General features: G+C 67.4%; 13 protein-coding genes and 2 riboswitches. Of the genes, 11 read left to right on the top strand and 2 right to left on the bottom strand.

The genetic code is table 11. From position 1 onward, the window contains the following. The first annotated feature begins 57 nt into the window (after window positions 1-57). The 4 genes from apbC to dcd all read left to right on the top strand — a co-directional run bounded on the left by apbC (window position 58) and on the right by dcd (window position 7,396). Window positions 58-1,146, top strand: a complete 1,089-nt coding sequence (apbC, locus tag IB257_RS11940) for an iron-sulfur cluster carrier protein ApbC (protein ID WP_054452002.1) — start codon at window positions 58-60, stop codon at window positions 1,144-1,146. A 3-nt stretch (window positions 1,147-1,149) separates the two neighbouring features. Continuing rightward, window positions 1,150-3,042 carry an autotransporter assembly complex family protein gene (locus IB257_RS11945; protein ID WP_119450329.1) on the top strand — a complete coding sequence of 631 codons (1,893 nt, stop codon included), beginning with the start codon at window positions 1,150-1,152 and terminating at the stop codon, window positions 3,040-3,042. Beyond that, the gene (locus tag IB257_RS11950; protein ID WP_370540103.1) at window positions 3,039-6,731 is read left to right on the top strand and encodes a translocation/assembly module TamB domain-containing protein; all 3,693 of its coding nucleotides are present in this window, start codon (window positions 3,039-3,041) and stop codon (window positions 6,729-6,731) included. Before IB257_RS11945 ends, IB257_RS11950 begins: the two co-directional genes overlap by 4 nt. Before the next feature lie 101 nt (window positions 6,732-6,832). Then, complete coding sequence (dcd, locus tag IB257_RS11955) at window positions 6,833-7,396, top strand: dCTP deaminase (protein ID WP_041654363.1); 564 nt, start codon at window positions 6,833-6,835, stop codon at window positions 7,394-7,396. Between the two features lie 4 nt (window positions 7,397-7,400). Here dcd and IB257_RS11960 read toward each other — a convergent pair whose 3' ends face one another. Beyond that, window positions 7,401-8,252: a GNAT family N-acetyltransferase gene (locus IB257_RS11960; RefSeq protein ID WP_175161313.1), complete on the bottom strand. Its 852-nt coding sequence runs from the start codon at window positions 8,250-8,252 to the stop codon at window positions 7,401-7,403. 164 nt (window positions 8,253-8,416) lie between these two features. Here IB257_RS11960 and IB257_RS11965 point away from each other — a divergent pair, with 164 nt between their 5' ends. After that, window positions 8,417-9,658, top strand: coding sequence for a diguanylate cyclase (locus tag IB257_RS11965; protein ID WP_054451999.1), 1,242 nt, complete (start codon window positions 8,417-8,419; stop codon window positions 9,656-9,658). 10 nt (window positions 9,659-9,668) lie between these two features. On the opposite strand, the gene IB257_RS11970 is transcribed toward IB257_RS11965, so the two are convergent. Then, window positions 9,669-10,187 (bottom strand): GNAT family N-acetyltransferase, encoded by a 519-nt coding sequence (locus IB257_RS11970; RefSeq protein WP_054452319.1) that lies wholly within the window; start codon window positions 10,185-10,187, stop codon window positions 9,669-9,671. Between the two features lie 113 nt (window positions 10,188-10,300). On the opposite strand from IB257_RS11970, the gene IB257_RS11975 reads away from it, so the two are divergent. From IB257_RS11975 to gcvT, 6 genes are all read left to right on the top strand, one after another. Beyond that, entirely contained in the window at window positions 10,301-10,753 is a 453-nt protein-coding gene (locus IB257_RS11975) for a hypothetical protein (protein ID WP_054451998.1), read from the top strand. Window positions 10,754-11,018: 265 nt separating this feature from the next. Next, window positions 11,019-13,280 carry an arginine/lysine/ornithine decarboxylase gene (locus IB257_RS11980; RefSeq protein ID WP_054451997.1) on the top strand — a complete coding sequence of 754 codons (2,262 nt, stop codon included), beginning with the start codon at window positions 11,019-11,021 and terminating at the stop codon, window positions 13,278-13,280. Further along, window positions 13,280-14,482 carry an NAD(P)/FAD-dependent oxidoreductase gene (locus tag IB257_RS11985; protein WP_088154258.1) on the top strand — a complete coding sequence of 401 codons (1,203 nt, stop codon included), beginning with the start codon at window positions 13,280-13,282 and terminating at the stop codon, window positions 14,480-14,482. Before IB257_RS11980 ends, IB257_RS11985 begins: the two co-directional genes overlap by 1 nt. A 150-nt stretch (window positions 14,483-14,632) precedes the next feature. Next, the gene (locus IB257_RS11990; RefSeq protein WP_175180588.1) at window positions 14,633-15,247 is read left to right on the top strand and encodes a superoxide dismutase; all 615 of its coding nucleotides are present in this window, start codon (window positions 14,633-14,635) and stop codon (window positions 15,245-15,247) included. A 30-nt stretch (window positions 15,248-15,277) separates the two neighbouring features. Further along, a complete protein-coding gene (locus IB257_RS11995; RefSeq protein ID WP_054451994.1) occupies window positions 15,278-16,171 on the top strand; it encodes a ZIP family metal transporter in 894 nt (297 codons plus the stop codon). A 54-nt stretch (window positions 16,172-16,225) separates the two neighbouring features. Next, a riboswitch (glycine riboswitch) is annotated at window positions 16,226-16,321 on the top strand. 35 nt (window positions 16,322-16,356) lie between these two features. Then, window positions 16,357-16,479: riboswitch (glycine riboswitch) on the top strand. An 86-nt stretch (window positions 16,480-16,565) separates the two neighbouring features. After that, the gene (gene gcvT / locus IB257_RS12000) at window positions 16,566-17,666 is read left to right on the top strand and encodes a glycine cleavage system aminomethyltransferase GcvT (protein ID WP_119450323.1); all 1,101 of its coding nucleotides are present in this window, start codon (window positions 16,566-16,568) and stop codon (window positions 17,664-17,666) included. Window positions 17,667-17,749 lie beyond the last annotated feature (83 nt).

Consider the following 17,749-nt stretch of genomic DNA (forward strand, 5'->3'; position numbering starts at 1 on the left):
TATCCTTTAGGGGATGGCGGGCCGCAGAAGCCGCGCTGCCTACGGAACCATAGTGACATGAGTATAACGATAGAACAAATTCGCGCCGCGCTGCGCGCCGCGCAGGACCCGAATACCGGTATGGATTTGGGCGTTTCTGTAAAAGATCGTGACATCAAGCTGGAAGGCGGACGGGTTTCGCTGGCGCTCGAGCTGGGGTATCCGGCCGATGCCGCGCGCACCCAGGTCCGCGATATCGCCGTGGCGGCGCTGGCCGCGGCCGGCGTGGCCGACGCCCAGGTCGAGGTGAGCTGGAAGGTCGCCGCCCATGCCGTGCAGAAAGGGCTGAAGCCCTTGCCCAATGTGCGCAACATTATTGCGGTGGCGTCCGGCAAGGGCGGCGTGGGCAAGAGCACCACGGCCGTGAACCTGGCCCTGGCCCTGGCGGCGGAAGGCGCCAAGGTGGGCGTGCTGGACGCCGACATCTACGGCCCCAGCGTGCCGACCATGCTGGGCATCTCGGGCCGTCCCGAAAGCCTGGACAACAAGAGCATGGAGCCGCTCACGGGCCACGGCCTGCAGGCCAACTCCATCGGTTTCCTTATCGACGCCGACTCGCCCGCCATCTGGCGCGGCCCAATGGTGACGCAGGCGCTGGAGCAACTGCTGCGCCAGACCAATTGGCGCGATCTTGATTACCTCATCGTCGACATGCCTCCCGGCACGGGCGACGTGGCGCTGACCCTGGCGCAGAAGGTGCCGGTGGTGGGCGCCGTCATCGTCACCACGCCGCAGGACGTGGCGCTGCTGGACGCGCGCAAGGGCTTGCGCATGTTCCAGAAGGTTGATGTGCCGATCCTGGGCGTGGTCGAGAACATGGCCATCCACATCTGCTCGCAATGCGGCCATGCCGAGCATATCTTCGGCGAGGGCGGCGGCCAGCGCATGGCGGAGCAATACCAGACGCCCTGGCTGGGCAGCCTGCCGCTGACGCTGGCGATCCGCGAGCAAACCGATGCCGGTTCGCCGACCGTGGTGTCGGATCCGGGCAGCGAAGCCGCGGCGCTGTATCGCGGCATCGCCCGCAAGCTGGCAGCTGGCGTGGCGGCGCTTCCCCGCGACATGGCCGGGAAGTTCCCGTCCATCGTCGTGCAGCAACCGACCTGACGCATGCGGTGGGCAGCCCGCGCCTTCTTGGCAGGACTTGTTGTGATGACGGGCGAGGCGTTGGCCAAGCGCCCGGAAATCATTGTGGACCCCGGCGGCGTGCCGCCGGCCGCCCTGCAGGCGATTACCGAAGCCGTCGATGCGATCGCGCGGCTGGCGGAAGACCAGGACGGCGGTGAAATCAACCGCCTGCGTCGGCGCGCGCGCGACGCGACGCTGGCGGCCCTGGCCACCCAGGGCTATTTCTCGCCCACGGTGAAGCTCGAAGCCGGCACCGATATCGGCGGAGAAACCTGGGACATCAGTATCGTTTCGGGCGAGCGCACCACCGTTACGTCCGTGGACCTGAGCTTCACCGGCCGCATCACCCGGCCCGAGTTCGCGGCGCGGGTGCAGAAACTGCGCGACGACTGGCAGCTCAAGACGGGCCAGCCCTTCATCAACAGCGACTGGAACAAGGCCAAGTCGAACCTGCTGGACGCGGTGTCCTCGCGTGACTTCATGCTGGCGCGCATGACCGCGTCGCAGGCGGAAATCGAGGCCGATACGGCATCGGCCGCCCTGCGCGTCACAATAGACAGCGGCCCCCAGGTGCGCATGGGTGAACTCACCACGGAAGGCCTGAAACGGGTGCCCGAGAAGCTGGTGGAGCGCTATGTGCGCTACTCGCCGGGCGCCGCCTATGACCAGAACAAGCTGGACACCTGGCAGCAGGACCTGCAATCCACTGCGTTCTTCCGCGGCGCGTTCGTGTCGCTGGAGCAGCCGGGCCAGGCGCAGCCGACTCCTGCGCCCAATGCCGACCGCGCACGCGCGCCGGGCTCGACCGATCTGGCGGCTGCCACGCCGGCGGGAGATCCTTCCGTGTCCGGCGGCATGCCGCCGCCTGCGCCCGCCTACGACTCGAACGGCGAAGTGACCTTGCCGGTGCAGGTACGGGTGGTGGAAGCGCCGCCCAAGCGGTTCACCGGATCGATAGGCGTGGACGACGAGGCCGGCCTGCGCGTGGAGTCGCTGTACCGGCAGAACGTGGTCTTTGGCCAGCCGGTCACCCTGGAGACGGGCTTCAGCGTGGACCGGCTGCAGCAGCGCGCCTACGCGGACTTCCTGTTGCCGCCGAACCAGCGCGGCTACAAGGATTCCTTCGGGGTCCTGTACGACCACTCCGACATCCAGGGGCTGGACGTGACGCGTTACGCGCTGGGCGCTACGCGCCTGCAGGAGCGCAAGGGCGCGGGCGATAGCCGGGTCGAATACGAGACCCGCTGGGGCCTGCTGCTGGCGGAGGATCACGTGAAGATCGACGGCGGCGACCAGTACAAGCTGCCGACCCTGACCGCCACGGCCGAATGGCTGCGCCGCGATGTCGATAACAAGTACGACCCGCGCGAAGGCAACCTGATCGCGGTGGGCGGCGGCGTGGGCGTGACGCTGGACTCCGGCGAACCCTACACCCGCGCCCGGCTGCGGGCCCAGAAATGGTGGCCCATCGGCAAGCTGGACGTGCTGACCGTGCGCGGCGAAGTCGGCCGGGTCTGGTCCAACAGCAAGGTGCGCGTGCCGGACGATTTCGGTTTCCGCACAGGCGGCGCGCGTTCGATCCGCGGCTACAAGTACCAGAGCATAGGCGTGAAGCAAGACGACGCTGTGGTGGGCGCGCCCACGCTGCTGGTCGGCAGCATCGAGTACGACCATTATTTCAATGAGCGCTGGGGCATGGGCGTGTTCGTGGACGCGGGCGACGCCGCGGAATCGTTCGGCGACATGTCGATGGCGGTGGGCTACGGCGTAGGCGCCCGCGTGCGCACGCCGGCCGGGCCCTTGTTCCTGGACGTGGCCTACGGCCAGCGCGATCGCGACCTGCGCCTGCACTTTTCCTTGGGGATCGCGTTTTGAAGGCCTTGCGCAAATTCCTGCGCCATGTGCTGGTGTGGTGGTTGCCGGGCCTGGCCATGCTGGCCGTGCTGGCGGGCGGCTTCCTGTTCTGGCTGGTCGGTTCGCAGAACGGCACGCGGCTGCTCCTGACCACCGCCGCCCAGCAATTGAATGGCCAGGCGCTGGACGTGAGCGGCTCGCTGTTGCGCGGCGTCTCCGTGGGCAAGCTGGACCTGGACGTCAGCGGCACCCGCGTCGACATCACGGACCTGCACCTGGACGTGAACTGGCGCGCCCTGGGCGACCGTCTGCTGCACGTGCGCGATGTATCGGCGGGCTCGGTTTACATCGGCCTGACCGCAACACCCGAGACGGCGCCTGCCGAGGACGACGGCGAGCCTTTCTCCTTGCCCGAACTGCCGGTGGACATCGCTATCGACCGGGTGGCGTTGGGCGACTTCCAGTTGGACCAGGACGGCGAACCCTTGCCCGTGACCCTGGGCAATCTGGACGCCACCTTCGCCGCGGGCAAGCAGGGCGCGCAGTTGCGCATCGCCAGCCTGCGGGTGGGCCACGAGGCTGCGCAGGCGGACATCTCCGGGCAGGCCGAACTGCAAGGCATGGCCGATCCCTGGCCGTTCGCCGCTCGCCTGGACGTGACCGCGCGCGGGACCGGCTCCGATTCCCCGCTGTGCGAAGCCGACAAGCTGAGTGGCGTGTATGAGCGTCAGGCGGGCGCTGCCAAGAAGCCTGAGCCCAAGCCTGGCGCCAAGGCCGACCCCAAGGATGAATCCAAAGCCGGGGCCAGGACAGATCCCAAGGCGACGCCTTCCGAGCCGCCCCGGCCCGCCTGCCAGGTGGTGCTGCGCGCCGATGCCGCCGGTTCCTTGGATGGTATCCAGGCCAAGCTGGAGGGCGAGGGCTCCGGCCTGCTGCTGGACCTGACCGCCGACCTTGCGCCGCGCACGGCGCTGGTGCTGCGCAGCGCCCGGGCGCAGGCGCAACTGCCTGACAAATCGACCCTGGCCGCGCAGCTAGACCTGCAATCCGATAGCACGCAAGGGACGGGCCGCGACCGCATCGCGGGCACGATAAGCGCCCAGCGCCTGGATTTGTCGCCCTGGCTGGGCAAGGATGTTCCGCCTGCGGTCCTGACCGTGCGCGGCGACGTCCAAGCCGACATCGAGAACCTGAGCCGGCTACGCCACGCCGCGGTCGATCTGCGCTTCGAAGAGGGCACGCGCTGGAACAAGCAGCCCCTGACTGGCGCGCTCAAGGCCCAGGTGGATATCGCCGCAGCGACCAATAGCGCGGAATCCGCCGCCGTGCCGAACGGTGCCGCCTTGCCCGAGGCCGATCCTCTGGCCGGGCTGCGCATCCACGGCCTGGACGTGGACCTGAAGCTGGGCCGCAACCGGGTCCAGGCCAGGGGCGAGCTGGACGCCAAGGACGGCGCGCTGTCGCTGGACGCCCAGGCGCCCCAGCTCGACGCGTTCTGGCCGGGCATCCCCGGCGGCGCGGAGTTGAAAGGCAAGCTGGCGGGCACGCTGGCTGCGCACCGCGGCGAGCTCGCGGCCGGCTACACGCCGCCCAAGCCGCGCCCGGGCGTGCTGGGCGAGGCGCCCGCCAAGGCCAACATCGTCTTTGCCGGTTCCTGGGGCAAGGGGCCGGCCGGCACGCCCGACGCAGCCCTGCCGGGATGGCGCGGCACGTTCTCGAGGCTGACGGCAGAGACCGCCGGCTTCACCGTGGCCGTGGACCGTCCGGTTACGTTGGCTTTCGTGCCTTCCGCCGTGGAACCGCAATGGCAGTGGCAGGTGGGGCAGACGGCGCTGAGCCTGACCCTGCCTGGCAAGGAGCGCGTGGTCCTGGCGCACCAGGGTTCGCGGGGGGGCGGCAAGCGTTGGGAAACGGCGGGCAAGGCCGACAACCTGGTGATCACGGCCGCCATGGCGCGCCAGGTGATAGGCGCCTTCGATCCCGAGGCCGCGGCCAAGCTGGGCAAGCGGCCCGGCCGCGTGAACGCGATGGTGCCCGAGGGCCAGCGCCGCATCGCGCTGGACGTCTTGTGGGACCTGAAGTTCGACGGCCGGCTGGGCGGCCGCGCGCGCATCGCGCGCCGCGAGGGCGACCTGCTGATACCGGGCGATCCTCCCATCCCGCTGGGACTGAAGGCGCTGGTGCTGGACCTGACCGCCACGCCGACCTCCGCCAACGCCAGCCGCCTGGACGCCAAGGTCAGTCTGGCCACCGACAAGATGGGCCTCATCAACGGCACCGGCACCGCCGTGTTGGTGGTGGACGCCAAGGGCGGCATGGCGCTGGACCCGCGCCAGCCGCTGCGCGCCAAGCTGGACGCGGATATCGCCGACCTGGCCTGGGTTGGCCTGTTCGTGGGCGACTCGATGGAAGTCGGCGGCACGGTCAAGGCCAATCTGGAAGCCCAGGGCACCCTGGCGGGCAAATGGTCGGCCAGCGGCAGCATCCGCGGCGACAAGCTGCGCGTGGTGCGCATCGACGACGGCGTACGGCTGATCGACGGCACCTTGTCCGCGCGCCTGGACGGCGACCGGGTGGTGCTGGAAAGCCTGCGCTTCCCGGCCTCGTTGCGGGTGATGCCGGCCGAATGGCGCACCAAGGAATGGATCACCACCAATCCCGAGGCAAAGGGCGGCTACGCCGAAGCCAAGGGGCAGTGGAATTTCATCGATGGCGGCGGCGATATCCGGCTGACCCTGTACCGCTTCCCGGCGCTGCAGCGTTCGGACCGCTACGCCATGGTGTCCGGGGTCATCGACGTGAAGGCGGCCATGCCGCGCATCGACATCGTGGGCGACCTGAAGGCGGACGCCGGCTGGTTCAGCCTGGAAATCCTGCAGGGCGTGCCGTCGCTGGACGATGACGTCAAGGTGCGCCGGCCGGGCGATGACCCCGGCACCGTCTCCACGCCGCTGCAGACCAGCATGAACCTGAAGTTCGACATGGGGCCGCGCTTCTACATCACAGGCATGGGGCTGGACGCCGGCCTGCTGGGCTCCATTCAGATCATGCTGAACGATGGACGCCTGACCGGCGTGGGCGCGCTGCGCACCCGTGGCGGCGGCATCGAAGCCTACGGCCAGAAGCTGCGCCTGAGCCGCGGCACGCTGACCTTCCAGGGCCGTCTGGACAACCCCTTGCTGGATATCGAGGCGCTGCGCACGGGCGAACAGGTCGAGGCGGGCGTCAAGGTGGTCGGCACGGCGCAGCGGCCGCGCATCGACCTGGTGTCGTACCCGGACGTCAGCGACGTGGAAAAGCTATCCTGGCTGCTGCTCGGCCGCGGCCCCGACGAAAGCGGCGGCGACGCGGCGCTGCTGATGTCGGTGGGTACCGCGCTGCTGGGCGGCGGGCAGCCGTTCTACAAGCAGTTCGGCCTGGACGACGTCAGCATCAAGACGGGCAACATCGGCAGCTCCGGCAGCATCCTGCCGGACCGCACGGTGGCTGGCGACGTCAACCGGGACAGCGACAGCCAGCTGGCGACGCAATTCCTGGTGGCCAGCAAGACCTTCGCCAACGGCATCACCCTGAGCGTGGAACAGGCGCTGGCGGGAAGCGATACCGTCGGCCGCGCCAGCTACAGGCTGGCGCGCGGCTTGTCGGTGGACCTGAAGGGCGGGGCGGTCAACGGCATCGCGCTGGTCTACCGGACCTTCTGGGGGAACTGAGGCGGAACCGGGCGGCACGGTCCCGCCCGGCCCCTCGCCGGTGGCGCATCCGCACTCGGGATAAAATGGCGTCCATTCCATTCCCTAGCACCATTCCCACCATGAGCATCAAAAGCGACCGCTGGATCCGCCGCCAGGCCGAAGCCGGCATGATCGAACCCTTCGAAGCAGGGCAGGTCCGCACGGCCAATGGCGGGCGTATCGTCAGCTACGGCACCAGCAGCTACGGCTACGACGTGCGCTGCGCGGACGAGTTCAAGATCTTCACCAACATCAATTCCACCATCGTCGATCCGAAGAACTTCGACGAAGGTTCGTTCGTGGATTTCAAGGGCGACGTCTGCATCATCCCGCCCAATTCCTTCGCGCTGGCCCGCACGGTCGAGTACTTCCGCATCCCGCGCAGCGTCCTGACGGTTTGCCTGGGCAAGAGCACCTATGCGCGCTGCGGCATCATCGTCAACGTCACGCCGCTGGAACCCGAATGGGAGGGCCACGTGACGCTGGAGTTCTCGAACACCACGCCGCTGCCGGCCAAGATCTACGCGGGCGAAGGCTGCGCGCAGATGCTGTTCCTGGAAAGCGACGAAGTCTGCGAGACCTCTTACCGCGATCGCGGCGGCAAGTACCAGGGCCAGCGGGGCGTGACCCTGCCGCGCACCTGAAGTCTCAGTCCGCGCGCCGCGGCGCCGGACGCAGGTAGTCGATATCCCACTCGCTTTCGCCCGTCTGCACGAACCCGTGCCGGCGGTAGAAGCGGTTGGAATCGCTGTCGCGCAGCGCGCCCAGGCTTACCGCCAGCCCCAGGCGGTCGGCCTCCTGCAGGATCTTGCGCATGACCTGTCCGCCCAGCCCCGAACCCTGCGCGGCGGGGCGGATGTACAGATGGTCCAGGCGCAAGCCGTCACCCTCCGGGCGCAGCGCGTAAAACCCGATCCGCTGGCCATCTTGCTCGATGGACCAGGTGTGTTCCGGCCGGAATGTGCTGCGCAGCCGCGAGCGCGCGCGTTCAGGATCGAAGCGCCCCAGGCGCTCCAGGCTTTCGCGCATGGCTTCGATGCGCAGCGCCAGCAGGTCTTCGAAATCCGCTTCCGAGACCGGGGCGTATTGCAGCTGCGGCGTGGACAGCTCATCGTAGCCCCGGCCCAGGAACTGCAGGATGCAGATACCGTGACCGTAGGGATCGCTCAGGTGGGCGATGCGGCCCCAGTTGTGCGAGACGGCCGGGTCTTCCAGGCGCGCGCCAGCGGCCACCGCCTGTGCGACCGCGCGGTCCGCGTCCTCCACCACCACGTCCAGATGCACCGGCGTCCAGTGCCGCGCATAGTCGCGCGGCTGGCGCGTGGCGCCGGCGGCAGGCGTACCCGCCGCCTTTTCCAGCAGATAGATGGGCGCCTCGGCCCCTGCCATCTCGGCCACCGTCGGTCCTATCCGGCGTCGCAGCGTCAGGCCGAACGCGCGTTGATAGAAGTCGATGGCGTGTTCGAGATCGGGCACGTCGATGTTGACCAGGATGTGCATTGGGGGGCCGTCTGCTGAGTGAAGAAAAAAACATATCATGGCCGCGGCGCGCGGTGTTACTTGCAAAGCCGCTAAAGAACATCGCGGCCGCGTCCGTAAATGACAGTACATGTGTTTGCCGATTTGGCGACGTCATCTCCGCAAGCGTAAAAAAGCCCCGACCCGTGCGTTACCCCCATATCCCCTGGCTGCCTTTGTTGTTCTATCCTGCGCTGCCGGTGGCCGCTGCGGTGGGGCTGCTGCTGTGGCGCGAATGGCCGCCGGCCTTGACGCAGATCGTGCCGTTCGTGCCTTGGGTGATGGCGCTGATCGGCGTTGCGGTGTGCCTGATGTACCAGCGCGCACAGACCATGGTGCTGATGCTCAGCGTGCTGGCCGCCACGGCGGCCTGGCCGGCGCTGGCCACGGAAGCGCCCTGGGCCGTCGGGCCGGCGCTGGCGTGGTGGTCCCTGGCCTACACCATCAACGCCCTGTGGTCCGAGCGCTCCAGCATGTTGCTGGACCTGGCCGCCCGCATCGGCATGATCGCCGCCGGCGCGGCGGCGATTGCGCTGGCCGGCAAGGACGGCGTGAATGATCTGCTTGGCATGCTCTCCGTGCAGGGCAGGTTGGCCCACCTGAGCGTGCCGATCGAAGGATTGATCGCCTTGCTGGCCACGGGCCTGACGCTGACCCTGCTGTTGCTGCGCTATGGGCGTCCGCAGCAGGCGGGGCAGTGGCTAGGATTCGTGTGCATGGCGTGGGCCTTGCCGCGCGGGGCGGAGCATCCCGTCGAACTGGCGCTGATGTCTACCGCCGCGCTGACGGCCCTGTGCATCTCGCTGGCCCACGAAGGTTTCCACATGGCGTTTCGCGACGAGCTGACCGGCCTGCCGGGCCGGCGCGCGCTGAACGAGCGTCTGCAGCGCATGGGGCGCGTCTATACGCTGGCGATGGCCGACGTCGACAACTTCAAGGCTTTCAACGACACCCACGGGCATGACGTAGGCGACCAGGTCCTGCGCATGGTGGCGGCGCAGTTGCGGCGCGTGCCGGGCGGCGGCCGGGCCTACCGCTACGGCGGCGAGGAATTCACGCTGGTGTTCCCGGGCAAGACCGCGGCGGAAAGCATGCCGCACCTGGAAAGCGTCAGGCGCTCCATCGAGGCCTACCAGATGCGCCTGCGCGACAAGCCGGTGCGCCCCAAGGCCGACCAGATCGGCCTGCGCCGCCGCGGCGGGCGCGACGCGCGCAATGCGCGGCCGCTGCGGGTGACGGTCAGCATAGGCGTAGCCGAACGCAGCGACGCCCTGCGCGCGCCCGACGCGGTGATCAAGGCGGCGGATCAGGCGCTCTACAAAGCCAAGGACGAAGGCCGCAATCTGGTGCGGGCGTTCAGCACGCGGCGCCGGACTGGCGCGGCGTGATGCGGCGCCGCTACTTGCCGGCCAGCGGCAGCGCCATCAGCGCTTCGTCGTAGAGTTCGCCGTTCACGCATAGCGCTTCGCGCTCGCGCCCGTATTCGGCAAAGCCCAGGCTTAGATACAGCGCGGTGGCCGCCTGATTGTTGGCGGTCACGCTCAGCTGCACCTGGCGGATGCCGCGCATGCCCGAGGCATGGGCGATCGCCGCCTGCATCAGTTGCCGGGCCAGGCCCTGACCGCGCTGCGCCGGCGCCACGTACATGCTCCAGATGTGCGCTTTGTGGCGCATCTTCAGTTTGCGCTGGCGGCCCACGCCGACCATGCCGGCCAGGACCCCGCCGCAGAACGCGCCAAACATTGCGCTGTCGTCCGAAGGCTGGATCCAGCCGCGGATATCCTCCAATGTCAGCGTGTGTTCCTCTTCGTAACTCGATCCGAACGATTCAGGGGTTTCCACCAGGGCGTCCAGGCGCAATTGGCGCAGCGGCGCCGCGTCGGCGGGAACAAGGCGTCGGACGGTGATCGGGGACATGGTCGGCAAGTGTTGGGAATAGGGAACGTTCGGCGGTGGATTCGCCAGTATAGGGGGACGCGCTGCCTATAATGGTCCTAACGCCGCTTGCGGTTTTCACAAAGGAGCCAATGATGTTCGGTTTCCTCAAGACAAACCAGGACGCCAAGCGCGACGAAGTCCAGGAAGAGTTCGTGGCGCGCGTGGCGGGTGCTGCGCAGGACTTCGTCCAGGCAGCCGGCTCGGCTGGCGCCGTGCTGGATTACACGCCATCCAGCGTCCATGCGCTGGACGAAGCGCTGGAGGCCGCCCATCTCGGGACCTTGCCTCTCACTCCCATGCAGACCGTCGGCGCCGCCGCCTACCTCTACGAGGTGGGACGCCGCGCGTATGGCGGCCTCTACGAAGTGTGCGATGACGAGGACCCAGTGGTGCTGGTCTGCGGCGAGCCCGATTCCGAGGTCTGCTTCGGCGCCATCGCCAAGGTCGAAAGGCGCATCCGTTACGGCTCCGCCGAGGCCATCCCACCTTATTTCGAACAGTTCCTGATGGCCTTGCAGGCGGGCGAGGCCCGCACCATCCGCTAGCGTCCCGGCGCTTCGGGCGCCCGGTTTGCTTCCCCGTGCGGCCCGGCTCTCTGTGCTGAAAACGTCCGCTTTTGGCGCGATGACAACGGCCGTCCGGGCCATTCCGGGATTTCCCTTAGGACTGTAAGAAAAACAGCCCTACAATTCGGCCATTCCCGCCGCCCTGGCGGGTGCTCGCGCCGTCTGTCATCAGGCGGATTTTTACTAGAAGTACACTCGCGCCGCGTTACGCGTCCGAACCCGCCTTGCCCCCAGGAGCGCCTGCATGAAATTCCGCTTCCCCATTTTCATCATCGACGAAGACTACCGTTCCGAGAACGCGTCCGGTCTGGGTATCCGCGCCTTGTCCGCGGCGATCGAGGCCGAGGGCGTCGAGGTGATCGGGGTGACCAGTTACGGCGACCTGAGCTCGTTCGCCCAGCAGCAGAGCCGGGCCAGCGCCTTCATCCTGTCGATCGACGACGAAGAATTCGACGTGGATTCGCCCGAGGACGTGGCCAGCGCCATCAAGAACCTGCGCGCCTTCATCGGCGAGCTGCGTTTCCGCAATGCCGACATCCCCATCTACCTGTACGGCGAGACGCGCACGTCCGAGCACATCCCCAACGACATCCTGCGCGAGCTGCACGGCTTCATCCACATGTTCGAGGACACCCCCGAATTCGTGGCGCGCCACATCATCCGCGAAGCCCGCAGCTACGTCGACAGCCTGCCGCCGCCGTTCTTCCGTGAACTGGTCAAGTACGCGCAGGACGGCTCGTACTCCTGGCACTGCCCCGGCCACTCCGGCGGCGTGGCGTTCCTGAAGAGCCCGGTGGGCCAGATGTTCCACCAGTTCTTCGGCGAGAACATGCTGCGCGCAGACGTCTGCAACGCCGTGGACGAACTGGGCCAGCTGCTGGACCACACCGGTCCCGTGGCCGAATCCGAACTGAACGCCGCGCGCATCTTCCACGCCGACCACTGTTTCTTCGTGACCAACGGCACCTCCACCTCCAACAAGGTGGTGTGGCATGCCAACGTGGCCGCGGGCGACGTGGTGGTGGTGGACCGCAACTGCCACAAGTCGATCCTGCACGCCATCACGATGACGGGCGCGATTCCGGTGTTCCTGCGTCCCACGCGCAACCACCTGGGCATCATCGGTCCGATTCCGCTGGAAGAATTCCACCCGGACAACATCCGCAAGAAGATCGAGGCCAACCCCTTCGCGCGCGAAGCGGTGAACAAGAACCCGCGCATCCTGACGCTGACGCAGAGCACCTACGACGGCGTCATCTACAACGTCGAAATGATCAAGAAGCAGCTGGGGAGCTACGTCGACACGCTGCACTTCGACGAAGCCTGGCTGCCGCACGCGTCGTTCCACGAGTACTACCAGGACATGCACGCCATCGGCCAGGACCGTCCGCGCAGCCAGGACGCGATGGTGTTCGCCACCCACTCCACGCACAAGCTGCTGGCCGGCATTTCGCAGGCCTCGCAGATCATCGTGCAGGAGTCCGAGACCCGCAAGCTGGACCGCAACGTCTTCAACGAAGCCTACCTGATGCACACGTCCACCTCGCCCCAGTACGCGATCATCGCGTCCTGCGACGTGGCCGCCGCCATGATGGAGCCGCCGGGAGGCACCGCGCTGGTCGAGGAAAGCATCCGCGAAGCCCTGGACTTCCGTCGCGCCATGCGCAAGGTGGAATCCGAATTCGGCAAGAACGACTGGTGGTTCAAGGTCTGGGGGCCGAACCGCCTGGTTTCGGAAGGCATCGGCAACCGCGACGAATGGATCCTGGAGTCCAACGACCACTGGCATGGCTTCGGCGAAATGGCCGAAGGCTTCAACATGCTGGACCCGATCAAGGCCACCATCATCACCCCGGGCCTGGATATGTCGGGCAGCTTCGGCGAAACCGGCATTCCCGCCGCGCTGGTCTCCAAGTACCTGACCGAGCACGGCGTGGTGGTCGAGAAGACCGGCCTGTATTCGTTCTTCATCCTGTTCACCATCGGCATCACCAAGGGCCGCTGGAACACGCTGCTGACCGCCTTGCAGCAATTCAAGGACGACTACGACCGCAACCAGCCGCTGTGGCGCATCCTGCCGGAATTCTGCCGCGACCATCGCCGCTACGAGCGCATGGGCCTGCGCGACTTGTGCCAGGAGATCCACGAAGCCTATCGCGCGCGTGACGTGGCCCGCCTGACCACCGAGATGTACCTGAGCGACATGGTGCCGGCCCTCAAGCCGTCGGATGCCTTCGCCCGCATGGCGCACCGCGAGGTCGAGCGCGTCGACATCGACAAGCTCGAAGGCCGCGTCACCGGCGTGCTGCTGACCCCGTATCCTCCGGGCATCCCGCTCTTGATCCCGGGCGAACGCTTCAACCGCACCATCGTCCAGTACCTGCAGTTCGCGCGCGAGTTCAACCAGCGCTTCCCGGGCTTCGAAACCTACATCCACGGCCTGGCCGACGAAGTGGGTCCGGATGGCGAAAAGCGCTATTACGTCGACTGCCTGATCGAAGACTGATGTTCGATGTAGCAGTACTCGGCGCCGGCGCCGCGGGCATGATGTGTGCCGCGGTCGCCGGCCAGCGCGGCTTGCGCGTGGTGCTGGTCGACCACGCCGAGCGCCTGGCGGAGAAGATCCGCATTTCCGGCGGCGGCCGCTGCAACTTCACCAATATCGGCGCCGGCCCCGCCAACTTCCTCTCCGACAATCCGCATTTCTGCCGTTCGGCCTTGGCCGGTTACACGCCGCAGGATTTCCTGGCGCTGATGAAGCGCCACCACATCGCCTGGCATGAGAAGCATCGCGGCCAGCTGTTCTGCGACGATTCCAGCGAATCCATCATCGAAATGCTGCGCGCGGAGTGCGACGCGGGCAGGGTGCAGTGGCGCATGGGATGCTCGGTGGCCGAGATCGGCCATGGCGAGCAGGGTTACGAGCTGCACACCAGCCAGGGCACGATCCGCGCCGCGAAACTGGTGATCGCGACCGGCGGCATGGCCATTCCCCAACTGGGCGCCACCGATTTTGGCCTGAAGATCGCGCGGCAGTTCGGCCTGAAGGTCGTGGAACCGCGTCCCGCCCTGGTGCCGCTGACCTTCGATGCCGAGCAGTGGCGGTCCCTTTCCGAATTGTCCGGCGTGGCGCTGGAGGTCAATCTGCACACGGGGCAGGGCAAGGCGCGCGGCGAGTTCCTCGAGGACCTGCTCTTTACCCATCGCGGCCTGTCCGGACCTGCCATTCTGCAGATCTCCAGCTACTGGAAACCTGGGGAGCCCATCGTGATCGATCTGGCGCCTGGCCGCGATCTGGCGGAAGAACTGCTGGCGTCGAAGTCGGGCAACCGGCAGCAGCTGCATACCGTCCTGGCGGGCCTCTGGCCCAAGCGCCTGGCCGACCGCTGGCTGCACCTGGCGGAGCAGGGCGGCAAGCCGGGCCTGGCGGCGCTGCGCCTGGCCGACGCGCCGGACAAGACCTTGCGCACGCTGGCCCAGGACATCCATCAATGGAGCCTGGTGCCCAGCGGCACGGCCGGCTACAAGAAGGCCGAAGTCATGCGCGGCGGCGTGGACACGCGCGGGCTGGACCAGAAGTCCATGCAGGCCAAGACCGTCGCCGGCCTCTATTTCATCGGCGAAGCCGTGGACGTCACGGGCTGGCTGGGCGGCTACAACTTCCAGTGGGCCTGGGCTTCGGGCGTGGCCTGCGGCAAGGCGCTATAGCGTCCTCTGGCGGGACAGGGCGCCGATAGGCCGGCGCTATGGCAGGTATTGGAAGCCTGCCATTGTTATATCAAATAAAAATACTTATCATTTATGTTTTTGATATTGATCCAAACCCTGAATCGGGGGGCGGATCCAACGGAGACATGCATGGCCTACACTCTTCCGCCCCTGCCGTATGCCTACGACGCCCTGGAACCTCACATCGACGCGATGACGATGGAGATCCACTACAGCAAGCACCATCAGACCTACGTCAACAGCCTGAACGCCGCGCTGGAAGGTGCGGGCATCGTCACCAACGAGCCGGTCGAGTCCCTGGTGGCGCGGCTGGAGCAGTTGCCCGAAGCCATCCGCGGCGCCGTGCGCAACCACGGCGGGGGCCACGCCAACCACAGCCTGTTCTGGTCGGTCATGTCGCCCGAGGGCGGGGGTGAGCCGGACGGCGCATTGGCAGCGGCCATCGAGTCCGAACTGGGCGGGCAGGCCGCCTTCCGCGACGCGTTCACCAAGGCTGCGCTGACCCGCTTCGGCAGCGGCTGGGCCTGGCTCTCGGTCACGCCGGCCGGCAAGCTTGCGGTGGAAAGCAGCGCCAACCAGGACAGCCCCCTGATACACGGCAACACGCCCATCCTGGGACTGGACGTGTGGGAGCACGCCTACTACCTGAAGTACCAGAACCGCAGGCCCGAGTACATCGGCGCCTTTTACAATGTCGTGAATTGGCCTGAAGTGGCGCGCCGCTACGCGGCAGCCCAGCGCTGAGCGCATCTCTCGCAAGGAGGGCAGCGGCACATGAATACCTTCAGCCGTCATCGCGTGCGGCCGGCGGCCACCAGCATCAGCGTGTGGACCCTGGCCGTATTGGTGGCATGCCTGGGCCTGCACCAGTTGTGGGCCTATCTGGACGTGCGCGCGCCGCACGTGGCCGATGCCCTCCTGGGCGGGCTGGTGGCCGCGGGCGCTACTGCCCTGGGTACTTTGCCCATCCTGTTTGCCCGGACCATCCCCCAGAAAATGCAGGACAGCATGTTCGGCTTCGGCGCCGGCGTGATGCTGGCCGCCAGCGCCTTCTCGCTGGTGGCGCCGGGCATCGCCGCGGGCCGCGACCTGGGCTATGGCCCCTGGGGCGCCGGCTTGACGGTGGGCGCGGCCGTACTGCTGGGGGCGGCGGTGCTGCTGCTCATGGACCGTACCCTGCCGCACGAACATTTCATCAAGGGCCGGGAAGGCATCGAGGCGCACCGCCTGCGCCGCACTTGGCTGTTCGTCTTCGCCATCACCCTGCATAACCTGCCGGAAGGCCTGGCCATAGGCGTGGGCTACGCGGGCAACGACGCCATGCGCGGCACCGCGCTGGCCACCGGCATTGCGATCCAGGACATTCCCGAAGGGCTGGTGGTGGCGGTGGCGCTGCTGGCGGCGGGCTATCAGCGCGCCTTCGCGGTGGCGCTGGGCATGCTGTCCGGCCTGGTCGAGCCGCTGGGCGCGGTGCTCGGCGCCGCAGTGGTCGGCTGGTCCGAGCCGCTTCTGCCCTGGGGCCTGGGTTTTGCCGCAGGCGCCATGCTGTTCGTGATCAGCCACGAGATCATCCCAGAATCGCACCGCAAGGGGCATGAGGTCTACGCGACCTGCGGCCTGATGCTGGGTTTCGTGCTGATGATGCTGCTGGACACGGCGCTGGGCTGAGCCGCCGCGGGCATTCCCTGGCCGCGGCTTTCGTTGTATGCTTGCGCCGCTGTCACGCATGTTGCGGGAGAGAGCGGCCTGTACGTCCGGCCGCCGCCGAAGGCGCAATTCGCCCGGAATCGCTCAGGTAACCCATACCGCCCATGCTTGCCCTGTCCCGGTTTTCTCACCGTGCGGACGCGGCAAAACAGTACTCTGGAGAGACCTGGCGCCGACCCTGAACTAGGGACATAGCGAGCAGCCCAGGCGCCGAAGGTGCAAACCCGCCATGCGGGGCAACTCTCAGGCAAAAGGACAGAGGGGCGGAAGATTCAGCCGTTGTACAAGCGCACCCCGCTTGGCACCACTGGCATTCCGTAACCCTGGCAACACTGCCGCCCCGGAGTTTCCGCGCATGTCCGCAACCCTCAAACGCACCCCGCTGGCCGAAGAACACATCGCCTCTGGCGCCCGCATGGTCGACTTCGGCGGCTGGGACATGCCGCTGGCCTACGGTTCGCAGCTGGAAGAGCACCACGCCGTGCGCCAGGACGCCGGCATGTTCGATGTGTCGCACATGCTGAACGTCGACGTGGCCGGTCCCGACGCGTTCGCCTTCCTGCAGCGCCTGGTCGCCAACGACGTGTCCAAGCTGACCGTGCCCGGCAAGGCGTTGTACAGCTGCATGCTGAACCCGCAAGGCGGCGTGATCGACGACCTGATCATCTATTTCTTCGCCGCCGACGAATGGCGCGTCGTGGTCAACGCAGGCACGGCCGACAAGGACGTCGCCTGGATGCAGCGCGTCAAGCAGGCTGGCCAGTTCGACGTTGCCATCACGCCGCGCCGCGATCTGGCCATGGTGGCCGTGCAAGGCCCCAACGCCCGCGCCAAGGTCTGGGCCGCGCGCCCGGCCTGGCAGGCCGCCAGCGAGCCGCTTACCCCCTTCGTGGCCGCCCGCGTGGGCGACGACACCCTGGTGGCCCGTACCGGCTACACCGGCGAGGACGGCTTTGAAATCGTGCTGCCGGCCGCCGAAGTCGTGCAGCTGTGGCGCGACCTGGTCGCCCAGGGCGTGCGGCCCTGCGGCCTGGGCGCGCGCGACACGCTGCGCCTGGAAGCCGGCATGAATCTGTACGGCCAGGACATGGACGAGCTGACCCAGCCCGACCAGGCCGGCCTGACCTGGACCGTGTCCCTGAAGAACGCCGAGCGCCGCTTCATCGGCCGCGACGCGCTGGAACAATTCGCTACCCCCGCCACCTTCATCGGCCTGAAGCTGCAAGAACGCGGCGTGATGCGCGCGCACATGGCCGTGCGCACCAAGGAAGGCACGGGCGAGCTCACCAGCGGCACCATGTCGCCCACGCTGGGCGTATCGATCGGCTTTGCCCGTCTGCCTCAAGGCGTCAAGCCGGGCGACACGGTCGAGGTCGACATCCGCGGTAAGTGGGTGCCCGCCCTGGCCTGCAAATTGCCGTTCGTGCGTAACGGCAAAGCGGTCGAACACTCGTAAACTCGAAGCTTCGCGCGAGCCGCCGGCCCCTGGGGCGACGGCCGCCCGCGCGAGGCGCGCAACACCATTCATCTACCCGCATT

This window comes from Achromobacter sp. ACM03, from assembly GCF_014851665.1.
GTDB lineage: Bacteria > Pseudomonadota > Gammaproteobacteria > Burkholderiales > Burkholderiaceae_B > Achromobacter > Achromobacter aegrifaciens.